The organism is Ligilactobacillus aviarius subsp. aviarius DSM 20655, assembly GCF_001436315.1.
Classification (GTDB): Bacteria; Bacillota; Bacilli; order Lactobacillales; family Lactobacillaceae; genus Ligilactobacillus; species Ligilactobacillus aviarius.
The window spans coordinates 204,507-220,492 of record NZ_AYZA01000019.1; the positions used below are offsets into that span (position 1 = coordinate 204,507).

Genomic DNA, 15,986 nt, shown 5'->3' on the forward strand with positions numbered 1-15,986 from the left:
AAATTTTAAAACCCTGTTTCGATACAAAATTCCAAACATTAATTCTTATATCAGGGCCATCACTGAACGTCATCCTATTTTAGTTATTGTTCGTTTATACCAAAATAAACAACTAAATAATTTATTTTTCAATTTATTTATAGAATAAATGCGTATATTTATATTTAATATAGAAATATCGTATGTTATTATTTTGAACATAAAGGAAGGAGTTGTTGTAAATGGAAAATACAGTTGAAAATGCCGTTCAATTTTTAAAGGACGGAAAGTTTATTATTTTGGCAGATAATGAATCACGCGAAAATGAAGGAGATTTAGTTGCTTTCGGCGATCGAATCACTCCTGAGGTCGTATACAAGATGTTAAATCTTGCTAATAGCTTAATGTGCGTGCCGATCAATTCAAAGATTGCCAATCGTCTTGGCTTTGAAGTAATGGTTAAAAACAGCACCGATCCAAACGGAACTCCGTTTATGGTGACAACCGACGCAACCCATGAAGCAGCTGGGGTTACGACCGGGGTATCTGCTTATGATCGGGCAGCAACCATTAAGTTAATTGCTGATCCAACTTCAAAACCGGAACAATTTAATCATCCTGGTCATATTCAACCATTGATTACCCAAGATAAAGGAATTCGGGTTCGGAAAGGGCACACTGAAGCAACTGTCGATTTAACTTATATCGCAGGGGCTGAACCCGTTACCGTAATTATCGAAGTTTTAAACCAAGACGGAAAAATGGCCCTTACACGCATTAGCCGAAAAGGAACAAATTCCGATGATCACAGTTGAACAAATCGAAAAATATCTTGATGATCATCAAATCAAATATGCGTCTGAGTTGACGAAATAGGGTAAATCAGAAATAATTAACGTCCATCGCAAATTTTGGAGGAAAGAAATTGAAAAAGAATCGAAATGTTGTTGCATTTGCAGGAGTTATGTTTCATTTAATGATCGGATCAGTTTATGCATGGAGTGTTTTCTCAAAACCAATCATTGCGCAAACCCATTGGAGTGAAGCATCCGTATCATTCGCATTTAGTTTAGCAATTTTTTGTCTAGGGATGTCAGCTGCCTTTATGGGAAAGGCCGTTGAAAAGTTCGGACCAACCGTTACCGGAACGATTTCAAGTATTTTGTTCGGTTCAGGAATTGCCTTGACCGGATTAGCAATTCATTTACATTCACTCATTTTACTTTATTTAGGTTACGGGGTGATCGGCGGAATTGGTTTAGGTGCCGGTTACGTTACCCCCGTATCAACGATTATCAAATGGTTTCCTGATCGCCGCGGATTAGCAACCGGACTTGCAATCATGGGATTTGGTTTCGCCGCATTGTTGACCAGTCCAATTGCCCAAGCTTTAATTAAGGCCGTTGGAATCGTTAAGACCTTTTATATTCTAGGATTAGTATATTTCATTGTAATGATCATTTCGGCTCAATTTATCAAGCGACCAAATGAAAATGAAATTCCAAAGGTTGAAAATGCCAAGACAACGATCAAATCAACGTTCCTTGATGGTAAACAATTTACCGCCAACGAAGCGGTTAAAACCCGTTCATTCCGGCTATTATGGTTAATGTTCTTTATCAACATTACATGCGGAATCGGCCTTGTTTCAGCTGCCTCACCAATGGCTCAATCAATGACTGGAATGTCCGTTGCCAAGGCCGCCGTTATGGTTGGAATCATCGGATTATTTAATGGTTTCGGACGTCTCGTCTGGGCAACGTTGTCAGATTACATTGGGCGGCCAAACACGTTCTCACTGATTTTCATCGTCGATATTTTAATGTTAGGTTTAATGTTGATTTTCAAATTACCATTCGTCTTTACCATTGCGCTTTGCTTATTGCTTTCATGCTATGGTGCAGGATTCTCCGTTATTCCAGCATATCTCGGCGACGTTTTTGGAACCAAGGAGCTCGGGGCAATCCACGGTTACGTGTTGACTGCCTGGGCCGTTGCCGGAATGGTTGGACCAGTGTTATTATCCGTAACGCATGAACTATTACATACATATACCGTTACGATCATTGCGTTTATTATCATTGATGTAATTGCTTTGTTCTTCTCATATCGCATTCGAAAAGACTTCGTTCGTGAAATTCGGAATTTGAAGCAAGAAGCATAAACCTTTTAAAGGTTAAATAATAAGGAGCCTGTGTCTGGAAAGATGCAGGTTTTTTCATTAATTAGAAAGATTGATAGTATATTCCAATTTTCCGTTGTTTGCCGTAACAATTAATTCCATATTCGGATCGTCGGCATTAAAATATATCTTTGAATGAGTTTGCATGCTTACTTCTTGAGTTACAGGGATAATCACACTTTTTAAAAATCCATTCTTATCATTATCTCGAATATCTTGAAGTAAAGATTGATTTTTTAAATGAACAGAATATCCATCATTAAAAGAATGAATATCAATAGACAAATTATGGTTCTGATAATCATTTACGATTTCATTCATTGTCATTTTTTGTTGCGGAGAATCCTGTTTTATTGTAAATCGATGTTCAACAGATGACGATGTTGAATGTCGATGCGTAACTACTTGTTTATTTTGAGAACACGCAGTTAATAATATTATTAAAGGTAAACAAATGAAGAATTTCTTCAAAAAAATCACACCCAGTCTTGCATGTTTACATACTTTATAGTTATTATACACTCCAAGGATAATCAATATGGTTTCATGCTGTATTTAACACTAGAAGAACAAAAAGATTTTCAACAAAATTAGGAGAGTTTTATGGATTTTAAATTTGGAAAATTCATTAGAAATATTAACCATATGGAATAATAATGAATTGATTGGTTTGATCCGTGTGATTGGAGATGGGGAGACAATTCTCTACATTCAGGATTTGCTGATAAGACCTGACTATCAAAATCAAGGATTAGGATCAATCTTACTGCAGAAAATGTGTGATCGTTATCAAAACGTTCGCCAAAAAGTGCTGATAACGGATAACACTAATAAAATTAATTCTTTTTATGAGAAAAATGGTTTTGTAAAGAGTGATTATTTAAATCTTAATTGTTATTATTTTAAACAAAAATAGCAATAAAAAATGCATAAAAAACACCCTAAATCTTGGATTTATTTTGTCCAAGATTTGGGGTGCATATCAATTGGCTCTTTTTATTTATCAAGATTTAATTCGAGTGTGCTGTAATGTAATCCAATAACTGGAACATAATTTGCTTATTTTCTTTTGGAACAGCCTTATTAATAATTCGTTCTTTACTTTGATTTAATACTGAACCATCTATGTACGGATAATCATTTACAACAATTTCTTTGACGTTATTATCTAAAGGTTCAAAGTGAAATTGTAATCCAATTACATTTTTTTGATAAAGATACCCTTGATTTTTAACGTGATCACTTGAAAACAATAATTGAGCTTTTGGAGGAATTTCAAACATATCTTCATGCCAATGTAAAACCGTTGCTTTTTCAGGAATATCAGGAATCAGGTGACTTTGTAAGTATACTGGAGCCCATCCAACTTCCTTAAATGGCGCCTTTACAATTTTGCCGCCTAAAATTTTAGCAATTAATTGAGCACCAAAGCAAACCCCTAAGATCGGAATGTTTTTGCTTAATAATGATGATACTAATTTGTACTCCTGATGAATCCATGGCAAATCATCATTGGGACTCATCGGCCCGCCTAAAATGACTAACATATCAGTATCATTGTCCGTGGGCAATTTACCGAACTGGTATGGATGATAGGTATATACATCATGATGGTGCAACTTAGCCCATTCTAAAATGGAACCGGCCTTTTCATTGGGAGTATGCTGTAAAATATTAATTTTCATGAAATTCCTTTCTACACTAAAAAAGTGAAATGATTCTCAAAATTACTTTCAACAAGGTCATTATATTATAAAAGATAAATTTAAAGATAGTATTGCTTATTCTTGAATCAACGTCTCAAATAAAAGTTCCTAAATTAAATCTCATTCATCGTAATATACTCCTTATATATTAGCTATATCGTAACTAAAACCATACAAAAAATCAATATTAGATTTTATTATATGGATATTAATCAATTACTTTGTTAATTTTTAGCCAAAAAAAGAATATCCGTTAATTTTAATGTTACAATATCTAACATAAAATCAAGAAGGAGTAATTTTATGATTAGTATGTCAAATGCCATCTTTGTTTTATTCGCAAGCATTCTCGTATTTTCAATGATCCCGGGATTAGCATTCTTTTATGGAGGATTGGTATCGGCCAAAAACGTCGTCAATACGATGATTTCAATTTTTTCGATTTGCGGAATTGGAATTTTACTGTTTATCAGCTGCGGATATGGGCTGTGCTTCAGCGGGAATCATTTTGGAATTATCGGAAATTTCCATCATCTCTTTTTATCAGGCGTTAATTTAATGAAACCATTTGGGACGACCCATATTCCGTTAGGCGTCGATATTATTTTTCAGTTGATGTTTGCTTTAGTAACACCAGCGCTGTTTGTTGGGGCAACATTTGGTCGAATGAAATTTAGTTATTTGATCACCTTCGTATGCATCTGGACCCTCGTTGTTTACTATCCGCTGGTTCATATCATATGGTCGCCAGCCGGTCTTTTAGCTCAATATGGCTTATTAGACTTTGCCGGTGGAACAGTCGTCCATATCAATGCGGGGATTACGGCTTTAGTTCTCTCAATCTTACTTGGAAAACGGAGCCGACCGTCAAAGGACGATGATCACTATAATCTTCCATGGATTTTACTTGGGACGACTTTTCTATGAATCGGTTGGTATGGTTTTAATGCTGGTTCAGCTCTTGGAATTAACAATGTTGCTCTTCAAGCCTTTATGACAACCACGATTGCGACTGCATCCGCAATGGTCAGCTGGATGGTTTTGGAAACCATTCACGGCAATCACCCTGATATGGTTGGAATCTGTACCAGTGCTTTATGCGGGCTTGTTGGGATCACTCCAGCAGCGAGGTATGTTACCCATGTTGGAGCATTCATGATTGGAATTTTATGTTCACTTGTCAGCTTTATTTACATTACGTTCATTAAACCGCATTTAAAATATGATGATCCGCTTGATGCGTTTGGTTGCCACGATGTATCTGGGATCATCAGCTCAATTTTAGTTGGATTTTTTGCAACCGCGAAGGTGAATTCTAATATTCATGAAAATGGACTATTTTATGGCGGCGGATGGCACTTATTAGGAATCCAACTTGGGGGAACCTTATTTACAATTGTTTTTGTCGCAATCATGACTTGGGGTGTGCGAAATTGATTACCTTAATCATTCCAATGCGGGTTAGCAAACAGGCCGAAGATGTGGGACTTGATCAAAGTGAACACGGCGAAAGTGTTGACTACACGGTCCGAAACATTCGCGACCTTGAGCTGTATCGAAATGAATTCAAAGGACAGTTGAGTCATCTATATCATGACCGGAAATAACAATAAAGTTATTCCTAAATAAATCAAGATATATCGTGCAAAACATTTGTTTTCAAATTAACTTGCAGATATAATAAACATGAGGTGAGATTTATGAATTATATTGATAAAGAAATTGATGACTTTAAAGTTAAAGCCTTTCAAAATGGCGAAACAATCGACGTTACAAAAGAAGATATGTTAGGCCACTGGAGCATTCTCTTGTTCTATCCAGCAGATTTTTCATTTATCTGCCCAACTGAATTGGAAGCTCTTCAAGGCATATATGACCAATTCAAGAATGCCGGTGCTGAAATTTACTCATGTTCAGAAGATACTGAATTTGTACATAAAGCATGGACGGATGCATCTCCTGAAATTGCAAAGATCCAATACCCAATGTTAGCTGATCCAGCCGGAAAGTTAGCCCGGGCATTTGATGTTCTTGATGAAGAATCAGGCCAAGCATACCGCGGCGTCTTCATCATTGATCCAGATGGAGTAATTCAATCATACACGATCAACAACATGTCAATTGGTCGGAGTGCGAATGAAATGTTGCGGACTCTTGAAGCCGCTCAATTCGTTCGTGAACACGGTGATCAAGTTTGCCCTGTAAACTGGAAACCAGGCGACAAGACATTAAAACCAGGAATGGATCTTGTTGGTAAACTTTAAAATTGAATTTTGATATAGAGAAGGAGATCTTCACGATAGTGTGAGGATCTCTTTTTATTTTGAAATGAATATTGAATTTGCTAAAAAAATTGAGATATAATAAAAACATTATATTGAGAGAAGCGAGTTCAATGCGGGCAAAAATTCCGGGATGGAAGAAGAATCTATATATCTTATGGGTATGCGACTTCATTATGGGAATGGGATTCCAGTTAAGCATGCCGTTTATGTCGCTGTACATTAAAACGCTTGGTCATTTTGACCGCTTTCAGCTTAATATGTGGAGTGGATTGGCATTTTCAGCGACCTATTTGATTTCATCATGGATGGCGCCAATTTGGGGAAAAATTGCTGACCGTCACGGACGCAAGAAAGTTATGCTGATCTCAACCATTGGTGATGGCGCAATGGTTTTATGCATGGCCTTTGTCCAATATGCTTATCAGTTGGCATTGTTCCGTTTGCTTCAAGGATTTTTTGCCGGATATGTCGCAAATACTTCAGCATTGATCGCATCCGAAGTTCCAACCAAACATAGCGGGAAAGCATTGAGTACCTTATCAACGGGAACGACCGGCGGAATGTTAGTCGGCCCGCTGTTTGGTGGGGTAATTGCGAGTCTTTGCGGTTACCGGTTAACGTTTTTCCTTACTGGATTAGCGTATTTGATTGTTTTTGCGTTAACGATTTTCTTTGTTAAAGAGCATAATTTCACGCCAGTTCCTAAAAGTCAGACACTTTCAGCCCGCAAACTTTTCCGACAACTTGAGTATCCGCAAGTCGTTTTAGGAATGCTTGTTACCACACTGATTATCCAGGCGGGGAATAATTCGATTGCACCGGTCATTAGTCTTTACGTTCAACAACTGCTGCATGGAAAAGGGCAGGTTGACTTAATGAGCGGATTGATTGCGGCTTTACCAGGAATCGCCACGATCATCATTGCCTCGATCTTTGGCGAATGGGGCGATCGAATCGGAACACAGAAAATTTTAATTGGTGGATTGATTTTTGCAATCCTCGTTTACATTCCGCAAGCCTTTGTTACGAATGTTTGGCAGTTAGCGGTCCTGCGATTCTTAGTCGGAATTTCAGATGCCGCGTTATTGCCGCAAGTTCAATCCTTACTTGCGAAGTATTCACCAAATGAATATTCTGGGCGCATCTTCAGTTATAACCAATCAGCCCAATTCCTCGGAAACATTTTTGGTCCGCTGATTGGATCAACGATTTCCGGAATTTTCGGTTATGGCGGCGTATTTTTGTCAACGGCGTGCCTGGTTGGCGGAAATTTAATTTGGGTAAGATCAAGTACCCGGAAAATTCGGTAAATTTAAACAAAAGTCAAATTTTAAAGATAATTTTCAATTAAAAAATTCGGATTTTTAGCGGTCACTTTTGCGGTGATCGCTATTTTGTTATATCATATAAGTGTTTCGATTTATTATAAGGAGAGATTGACTATTATGAATAACATTATTCCCATTTTTTATGGAATCGATGATTACTATGCGCCATTATTATCAGTTAGTTTGGGGTCAATGATCAAAAATGCAAGTAGAGACTACCACTACCAAATCGTCGTTCTTTACCAAACCCTTTCAGATGAAAATCAAGCAAAGATCAAAGCTCTTGAAAACGAAAACTTTTCAATTTCATTTGAACCAATCGATAAAAACTTCAAAGAACGTTTCGGCAACGATAATAATTCCCTTCGGTGCGATTACTTCACGTTGACGATTTACTATCGGTTATTTATCGCCGATATGTTCCCGCAATATGATAAGGGAATCTACTTGGATGCTGATACAGTTGTTCCAGGTGACATTTCAAAACTTTATCAAATTGATTTAAAGGATAATTTAGTTGCTGGATGTTCGGATACCTTCGTTGAAAGTGACCCGGTTTTAGTTAACTACGCCGAAAAGTGTTCGGGAGTTCCCGTTGAAACGTATATCAATTCCGGCGTGTTATTGATGAACTTAAAGCAATTCCGTGATTTGAAATTTACTAAGCGGTTCTTAGACATCTTGAACACTTACCATCCAAAAACGGTTGCGCCTGATCAAGATTACTTAAACGCAATCGCAAATAACCACGTATTAAAGATTTCTCAAAACTGGAATGCCATGCCGGCAAAGAAGGAAAATGATCCGCAAATCATTCACTATAACCTTTACCTTAAGCCATGGCATTATGAGAATGTATTATACGGCGATGTCTTCTGGAATTATGCGAAGGAATCAAATTACTACGATAAATTAGTAAACATTCAAAAGAATTACTCTGACAAAGATAAACAAACCGATAAGGAAAAGATGGACACCTTGATGGAACAGGTGCAAGAAATTCCTGCTAAGGAACTTACATTGTACAAACTTAACCAAGAAGGAAAACAAATCCGACTTTAGTTGACTTAAGCCCTCGTTGCTGAAAAGCAGCGGGGATTTTTTATGCTGCAAGAGTCGGTAAATCTTGATAGAATAAGGGTAATTAATTGGAGAATGAGGAGCAAAAATGACTAAAATTTTTGTAATCGAAGATGATAAGGCAATTACAGGAGAAATCATCCAAACACTAAATAAGTGGAATTACAACGCAAAAACAGTAAGTGACTGGCAAAATATTCAAACAGAGGTATCCAAGTTTCAGCCTGATTTGATTACAATGGATATTTCCTTACCAACTTTTGACGGCTTCTATTGGATCGAACAAATTCGCCAAATCACAAATGCACCAATTATTTTTTTAACGGCTCAAAGTATTAATAATGATGGCGTTCGCGCATTAGCTGCTGGGGCAAATGATTTTATCGAAAAACCATTTGCAATGGATTATCTGATTGCTAAGATCCAATTATTGCTTAAAGAAAATCCCGCTTCATCAACATCGATCACAGTAGATGATTTTCAGTTAAATTCATTAACAAATACTGTAAAACATAAAGATACTTCTATCCGATTGACCCCAACCGAAGCCATTATCTTGAAAATTCTTTTTAGAAGTCCTCATGAAGTTGTTTCCAAAAAGAAATTTATAAAATTTTTGTGGGAAAATGATCAATTTATCAACGAAAATATTCTTGAAGTCAACATTAGTCGGTTACGCCAAAAATTATCACAACTTGATGACCGAAAACACATTATGACTATTCGCGGAAAGGGATATCAATGGATAAATTAATAGAAGCTGTCAAAGTCAGTATTCCATATATAATCACGTACTTAGTCCTTATTTTAGTCTTTGCTTTCTTTGTTTATCTTTATAATCTAAAGTTAGCTTTGATTTTGGCGTTCATTCAATTTACATGGCCTTTTGGAGTAGCAATTGTTCTCATTGCTGAATACAGATATTTTTATGTTAGAAAAAAATTACAACACCATGATTACCGGCAATCAGATGTTTTCATGTATGATCAACTTTATTTAAAAGAACTCCAAAGCTTAAAGCAAAAAGTAAATGATGAACGAAATCAAGAGTTGCTTACACAAAAAGAACGTGAAGATTACATTCGTTTATGGTCCCACGAAATCAAAACTCCATTGACGCGCATGAAACTGATGCTTGATGATGATCATCAAAATTCAAACAATAAATTGCAAAAACAGGTTAAAATTATTCAAAGTCAACTGGACTTGCTTCTAACGTATGAACGGATCAAAAGTTTCAATAGTGATATTCATTTTAAAGAGGTCAATTTGAGAGAGGAATGTAATCACTGCTTGAAAAATTTAATGGAAATGGCAATTGATAAAAATTTAATAGTTCAAAATAATCTTCCAAATGTAACTTATCTCACTGATGAAAAATGGTTGAAAATTGTAATTGAGCAACTGTTAATGAATGCAATTAAATACTCAAATGATAATGGTCAAATTAAAATTGAACTTCAAAAAAACGTTTTAAAAATCTCCGACAACGGAATTGGCATTTATGCCGAAGATCTGCCGGAAATCTTTAAAGCAGGATACATTGGGAAAAATACCCGCCAAAATGAAAATGCTAGTGGTTTAGGATTGTACATCGTTAATCAAATTTGCCAAAAGCTTAATATTGGAATTAATGTTCAATCAGTTGAAAATCATGGAACGACGGTTAATTTATCGCTCGTTTCCAAACTAATTCAAAAATAACAAATTGTAAGGTTCTTGCTAAAACTGTAAGTACAAAGTTGGCAAGAACCTTTTTATAATAATTAATGAAATCAGGGTAGAAATGAGGTTTTAAAATGAATCTTTTAAAAATCAATCATCTTCAGAAAGTTTTTAATGAAAATCAACCTAACCAAGTTGAGGCGCTAAAAGATATTAGTTTAAATGTTGAAAAGGGCGACTTTATTGCAATTATGGGTGAATCAGGTGCAGGGAAGTCAACTCTTTTAAATATTATTGCTACCTTAGAAAAAGCCACAAGCGGACAAATTGTCCTAAATGGAACTGATTTAATGACTCTCAAAGAAAAGAAGCGTGCCCAATTTCGGCGGGAACATCTTGGATTTATTTTCCAACAATTCAATTTACTAGATACCTTGACTAATAAAGATAATATTTTCTTACCGCTTGTTTTATCTAAGGTTAAGTATTCTGAAATGGAGAAGCGAATTACTCCAATTGCGCAGCAGCTTGGCATTACCAAGTTACTTGATCGCTATCCTTATGAAATCTCTGGCGGACAAAAACAGCGAATTGCGGTCGCACGCGCATTAATTACTAATCCGGAATTAATTTTGGCGGATGAACCAACCGGGGCTTTAGACTCAAGTAATTCAGAACGGCTTCTCCGACTTTTTCAAACGATCAATCAAAATGGTCAAACAATTATGATGGTAACGCATAGCGCATTAGCTGCAAGCTATTCCAAAAAGGTAATTTTCATTAAAGACGGAATTGTATTTCATGAATTAAATCACGGTCAAAATTCTGAAAACCAATTTTTAAGTCAAATATCACAAGCAGCATTGGCAATTCAAGAAGGGGATTACAATGACTTACATTAAACTCGCAACGGATGGAATTTGGAAAAATAAGAAATATTACTTTCCATACATTATCGCAACATCCATTCTGTTCGCATCCAACTACATTTTATTTTCGATTTTACAAAATCAAAGTATCAAAAATTCAATGTTTGGCAGTCAGCTACAAGGATTAATCAAATTAACACTTTGCTTATTAATTTCAATATCCGTTATCTTTATGATTTATGTTGATCATATTTTGTCAAAATCTGAAACACGTGAATTAGGGTTGTACAACATTTTAGGATTTACAAACCAAAACTTGAAAGTCGTCATCACAATTCGATTGATTGCTAATTACTTAATCTCCGCCGTCATCGGATTAATTCTTGGAATCAATTTTAACCGTTTTTCGTTTATGACATTACAGCGGATGCTTAATATTAAAGAATTCAAGTACTCTTCAGTAACTGGGGCTACTCAAATTACGCTCATAATGTTCTTCGTAATTTTTCTGTTACTCTTATTTATTCGCTTTTCTCAATTAAAAAAGGTTAATCCGCTTGATCTTTGGAAAGCCGCTTCAAATCAAGAAAAGGCGATTAAAGCTCCCGTGTTTTCAGGAATTCTTGGGGTTATTATTCTAGGAAGTGGATATTATTTAGCCGTAACAACGCAACCAACCATGATGGCAATTGCTAAATTTATGATGGCCGTTTTTCTGGTTGTTTTTGGAACTTATCTAGTATTTAGTTCTTTCAGCATTTTATTGCTTAAATTACTTCAAAAGAACAAGCACTTTTATTATCAATCGCGGCATTTAATTTCAGTTTCAGGAATGCTTCATCGGATGAAATCAAATGGAATTAGTTTAGCTTCAATTTGTTTATTGTGTTCTGCAATCGTCGTTGCTTTAATCGGTAGTGTCAGCATGGAAGTCGGAAAAGAAAGAATCGTTAAATTGTGGTGTCCAAGTGACATTACGCTTACAACAAGTCGTCCATTAACGCCAAACCAAAAGGAAATAATTACAGAATGTTCAAAAACATACCACGTTCAAGCTCATGTCGCCCATCAAGCCGAAATGACAACTCCAATTTGGGGAAACTTAAAGGGAAGTCAATTTGAACAAGGGAATATTCAGTCTGCAAAATATCAGTTAACGTTTGTTTCACTTGCGGATTATAACAAAGCACAACATACCAATATCAAATTGAATAAAAATGAGGCGTTATTCTATTGTCCGGATTTAAAAGCTAAACCGACAGCTTTAAATATTGGTGGGCAACATTTGAAATTGCAATCAATAAAATCATTTAATTTATTTGCAAATTATGACCATAGTATTGTACAATCAGCATTTATCATCGTTAATAATATTGATAATTTTCAAAAATTGACGAAAGAGCCATTTATCTATCTGACTTTCCTTAATACAAAAGGAACGACTCGTGAGAACCTCCGCTTTGCTTCGATTCTTCAAACTAAACTTGGTTTATCAAATACTGAATACACCTCAAAATATTTGACTGAAACTCAACTTATACCAATTTTTGGTAGTTTCTTATTCCTGGGAGTGATTATTAGTATTATTCTGCTTATTATTACGACCATGATGATTTACTATAAACAAATCGCTGAAGGGCTTGAAGATCGACAGAATTTTCAAACAATGCAGCAAATTGGGTTAAGTCAAAGGGAAACGAGCCAAACAATTCATAGCCAAATTTTGATGGTTTTTGGATTCCCAATTTTAGGAGCAATCATAAATGCTTGCTTTGCATTTCCAGCAATCCGCAGTATTTTAAAGCTTCTTTCAATTTACAATTTCACAATGGTACTTGCCGTAAGCAGCGGCGTGATCGTCTCAATGATTGTCTTCTATTTGTTGATCTATCTCTTAACAACCCGGATTTATCGGCAAATTATTAATCAACGAATTTACTAAATCAAACAAAGGAGCTTTAAAGTTCCTTTGTTTTTTGTTTTAATAAGAATAAAGATAAGGGGAGGCTAACCATGAATTACGATTTAACCGAAATCAAAACCTTTGCGAAAAATTGTTTAGACGGCGATATTACCGGTCACGATTATTTTCACGTCGATCGGGTCGCTCAGATTGCAGCCCGTTTATATTCAGTTGATCATCCTGAAAGGGATGCTCATACAGTTTTTATTATTCAAATTGCATCATATTTGCATGACACGATCGATGAAAAAATTACTGATAATGTTGAACAACGCCTAGCAAAAATTCATCATCTTGCAACGATCCAAGCATTGTCTGATGAAGATCAAAATAATATTTTTGACACGATTCAGAACATGTCATTTTCAAAAAACATTGAACATCATCATCAATTATCACTTGAAGGACAGTATGTTCAAGATGCCGACCGAATCGAAGCGCTGGGAGCGATTGGAATTGCCCGAGCATTTGCATACGGCGGGAAACATGATAACCCAATTTACGATCCGCGGATTCCGGTTACCAAACTTACTTCACATGATCAATACCGGACAAAGCAGGAAACAACGATCAATCATTTTTATGAAAAACTCTTTACCCTTGAAGATTTGATGAATACGCCAAGCGGTAAAGCGATGGCTCACAAACGAACCCAAGTAATGCGAAATTTTGTAGATGAATTTTTAGCGGAATGGAATTTAGAAGATTAAAAAAATGCGACTGTAATGTCGCATTTTTTAGTCTCGATCAATATCAAACATTTTTTCATTGATTCCGCGCTGGCATTCCGCTTGAATCGTAACGTGCGAGATATGATATTTGTCTTGAAGTAACTTACTGATTTGACGATAAATCGGTTCAACTTCACTTAACTTAATGTCTTCACAGTTAATGTGCGCTGAAAACATTGTATGATGTTCGTCAACGAGCCAAGCATGCACGTGGTGGACCGAGTTCACCTGCGGAATACTCGTAATGTCCTTTTTGATTGCATCATAATCGATATCTGGAGCAGCCTGCATCAAAATATTGATCGTTTTTTGAATGATTGGCAGGGCTTCATATGCAATGTAAAGGGCAACCAGAACTGACACAACTGGATCAAGCCATTTAACATGCCAGAAAATCAAAATAATCCCGGTAATTACGACTCCAATTGATGACAGTCCATCTGCCAAAATATGAAGATAGGTCGCTTTAATGTTTAAACTGTGGCGGCTTCCCGCATGCAACAAACCCGCTGAAATAAAGTTGGCTAATAGGCCGACAACCGCAACGACTGTCATAATATCACCGTTAACGTGATCCGGATGCATAAATCGTTTGACTGCTTCGATTACGATAAAAAGGGCAATTACGATCAATAACCCCGCATTTAGGAGCGCTGATAGGATCTCAGCCCGGCGGTAACCAAACGTTCGCTGGGGCGTTTCAGGTTTAATCGCAATTCGTTGTGCAATATAACTAATTACGATCGAGGCTGAATCACTTAAATTATGAAATGCATCAGAAAGCAAAGCTAAACTTCCTGAAAGAAGCCCACCTAAAATTTCAACAACGGTAATCAAAACGTTTAAAAACGTTACCCAGAAGAAACGAACTGTACTTACATTTTCAGTTTCCATTCAGATCCTCCTTTTCTTTAAGTTTCTAATTCCATAATACAGGCAGGATCAAAGCTAATCAATTAATGTTGATTGTTTCATAACAGTTTCTTTAATTGGCAAAAAGTTATAAAAAGTTATAAAATTAAATTAAAGTTATAAAAAGTTATAAAAGGAGGTCCGCGATGAATCCGTTTAATCCAAACTTTGGAAAGGTACCGCAACTTTTCCTTGATCGCAATCAAATTGTTAACGAATATATTAGTGAACTTGATTCAAATCTCGATTCTCCATTACAAACATCCGTCATTTACGGTGTTCGCGGTTCTGGAAAAACATCATTGTTGACAGACATTAGTAATCAACTTCGTGAAAAAGGCCACTGGATCGTCATCGATTTAACAACTAATCAGAATTTGATTCCAACCCTTACGTATAGTCTTTATCAAGAAGCAACTTCGAAGTTTCAGCAATTGATTGGTAAGTTAAAGGGCTTCAAAGTTTCAGGATTTGAATTTCAATTACAAAATGATGTTCCGCAAAGCATCCAATACCAAATGATGCTGAAGCAAATTTTAAAGCAACTTGCTGAAAAACATATTAAAGTTTTAGTTACCCTTGATGAAGTGAAGGCAACAAAAGAAGTCCGCGAATTTGCCTCATTATACCAATTACTAATTCGTGAAAATTTACCAATCGCACTGATTATGACCGGACTACCGGAAAATATTTCTGAATTACAGAATAACAGTGTTTTGACTTTTCTTTTAAGAAGCAATCGCATTGAGCTTAGTCCGTTAAGTCATGAAGCGATAATTAAGGCGTTCGCTGAAAAATTCAATGACGGGAATAGAAAAGCAACTCCCTCAATACTGCACCGACTTACACTTTTAACCCGTGGATATGCCTATGCCTTTCAATTACTCGGGTATCTTGTATGGAAAAATGGTACTGAAGGCGATGTAATTGACGACCAGCTAATTGACCGATTACTGCCTGAATATCAATTAGCCCTTAGTCGAAACGCATATACGAAAATTTACCAAGATCTGTCATACCAAGATCGTGAATTCGTCCGGGCAATGGCGAACAGCGCCGACGATAAGGTTAAAATGAAATATATCGGTGAACAGATGGAAAAACCAAGCAATTACATTGCAAACTACCGTCAACGCTTACTTGATAGCCAACTGATCCGAGTCGCCGGTTATGGCTACGTTTCATTTACGTTGCCGTTGTTCAAAGATTTTGTTCAATGGTATGCTCAATATGACGATGCTGGGTTTTAATCATCTCCATCTGTGCTACAATCAAGTTAAACATCA

15 protein-coding genes and 1 pseudogene are annotated in these 15,986 nt (G+C 36.2%); 13 read left to right on the forward strand and 3 right to left on the reverse strand.

The annotated features are described in order from the left end of the window. The first annotated feature begins 221 nt into the window (after positions 1–221). Together FC33_RS04760 and FC33_RS04765 are read left to right on the forward strand one after the other, a co-directional pair. Positions 222–794, forward strand: coding sequence for a 3,4-dihydroxy-2-butanone-4-phosphate synthase (locus tag FC33_RS04760; protein WP_057827473.1), 573 nt, complete (start codon positions 222–224; stop codon positions 792–794). A gap of 110 nt (positions 795–904) precedes the next feature. Beyond that, positions 905–2,143 (forward strand): L-lactate MFS transporter, encoded by a 1,239-nt coding sequence (locus FC33_RS04765; RefSeq protein ID WP_057827474.1) that lies wholly within the window; start codon positions 905–907, stop codon positions 2,141–2,143. Positions 2,144–2,200: 57 nt separating this feature from the next. On the opposite strand, the gene FC33_RS04770 is transcribed toward FC33_RS04765, so the two are convergent. Further along, entirely contained in the window at positions 2,201–2,482 is a 282-nt protein-coding gene (locus FC33_RS04770; RefSeq protein ID WP_162257620.1) for a hypothetical protein, read from the reverse strand. A gap of 295 nt (positions 2,483–2,777) precedes the next feature. Here FC33_RS04770 and FC33_RS04775 point away from each other — a divergent pair, with 295 nt between their 5' ends. Then, positions 2,778–3,077 carry a GNAT family N-acetyltransferase gene (locus tag FC33_RS04775; RefSeq protein ID WP_235803893.1) on the forward strand — a complete coding sequence of 100 codons (300 nt, stop codon included), beginning with the start codon at positions 2,778–2,780 and terminating at the stop codon, positions 3,075–3,077. A 94-nt stretch (positions 3,078–3,171) separates the two neighbouring features. Here FC33_RS04775 and FC33_RS04780 read toward each other — a convergent pair whose 3' ends face one another. After that, on the reverse strand, positions 3,172–3,846 hold the full coding sequence (locus FC33_RS04780) for a type 1 glutamine amidotransferase (protein WP_057827477.1): 675 nt from the start codon (positions 3,844–3,846) through the stop codon (positions 3,172–3,174). Positions 3,847–4,170: 324 nt separating this feature from the next. Here FC33_RS04780 and FC33_RS04785 point away from each other — a divergent pair. From FC33_RS04785 to FC33_RS04825, 9 genes and pseudogenes are all read left to right on the forward strand, one after another. Beyond that, positions 4,171–5,474 (forward strand): annotated as a pseudogene (locus FC33_RS04785) (ammonium transporter). 93 nt (positions 5,475–5,567) lie between these two features. After that, positions 5,568–6,131, forward strand: a complete 564-nt coding sequence (locus tag FC33_RS04790; protein ID WP_057827478.1) for a redoxin domain-containing protein — start codon at positions 5,568–5,570, stop codon at positions 6,129–6,131. A gap of 131 nt (positions 6,132–6,262) precedes the next feature. Further along, on the forward strand, positions 6,263–7,462 hold the full coding sequence (locus FC33_RS04795) for an MFS transporter (RefSeq protein ID WP_146993423.1): 1,200 nt from the start codon (positions 6,263–6,265) through the stop codon (positions 7,460–7,462). Between the two features lie 135 nt (positions 7,463–7,597). Further along, the gene (locus FC33_RS04800) at positions 7,598–8,542 is read left to right on the forward strand and encodes a glycosyltransferase family 8 protein (protein WP_057827479.1); all 945 of its coding nucleotides are present in this window, start codon (positions 7,598–7,600) and stop codon (positions 8,540–8,542) included. Positions 8,543–8,648: 106 nt separating this feature from the next. Next, the gene (locus FC33_RS04805) at positions 8,649–9,314 is read left to right on the forward strand and encodes a response regulator transcription factor (protein ID WP_057827480.1); all 666 of its coding nucleotides are present in this window, start codon (positions 8,649–8,651) and stop codon (positions 9,312–9,314) included. After that, positions 9,302–10,264: a sensor histidine kinase gene (locus tag FC33_RS04810; protein ID WP_057827481.1), complete on the forward strand. Its 963-nt coding sequence runs from the start codon at positions 9,302–9,304 to the stop codon at positions 10,262–10,264. Before FC33_RS04805 ends, FC33_RS04810 begins: the two co-directional genes overlap by 13 nt. Before the next feature lie 95 nt (positions 10,265–10,359). Next, positions 10,360–11,127: an ABC transporter ATP-binding protein gene (locus tag FC33_RS04815; RefSeq protein WP_057827482.1), complete on the forward strand. Its 768-nt coding sequence runs from the start codon at positions 10,360–10,362 to the stop codon at positions 11,125–11,127. Beyond that, the gene (locus FC33_RS04820; protein ID WP_057827483.1) at positions 11,114–13,036 is read left to right on the forward strand and encodes an FtsX-like permease family protein; all 1,923 of its coding nucleotides are present in this window, start codon (positions 11,114–11,116) and stop codon (positions 13,034–13,036) included. The genes FC33_RS04815 and FC33_RS04820 overlap by 14 nt, the downstream gene beginning before the upstream one ends. Positions 13,037–13,107: 71 nt before the next feature. Further along, on the forward strand, positions 13,108–13,767 hold the full coding sequence (locus FC33_RS04825; protein WP_057827484.1) for an HD domain-containing protein: 660 nt from the start codon (positions 13,108–13,110) through the stop codon (positions 13,765–13,767). Between the two features lie 27 nt (positions 13,768–13,794). Here FC33_RS04825 and FC33_RS04830 read toward each other — a convergent pair whose 3' ends face one another. Continuing rightward, positions 13,795–14,682 carry a cation diffusion facilitator family transporter gene (locus FC33_RS04830; protein ID WP_057827485.1) on the reverse strand — a complete coding sequence of 296 codons (888 nt, stop codon included), beginning with the start codon at positions 14,680–14,682 and terminating at the stop codon, positions 13,795–13,797. 164 nt (positions 14,683–14,846) lie between these two features. On the opposite strand from FC33_RS04830, the gene FC33_RS04835 reads away from it, so the two are divergent. Next, positions 14,847–15,950: an ATP-binding protein gene (locus FC33_RS04835; protein WP_057827486.1), complete on the forward strand. Its 1,104-nt coding sequence runs from the start codon at positions 14,847–14,849 to the stop codon at positions 15,948–15,950. The last annotated feature ends 36 nt before the right edge of the window (positions 15,951–15,986 follow it).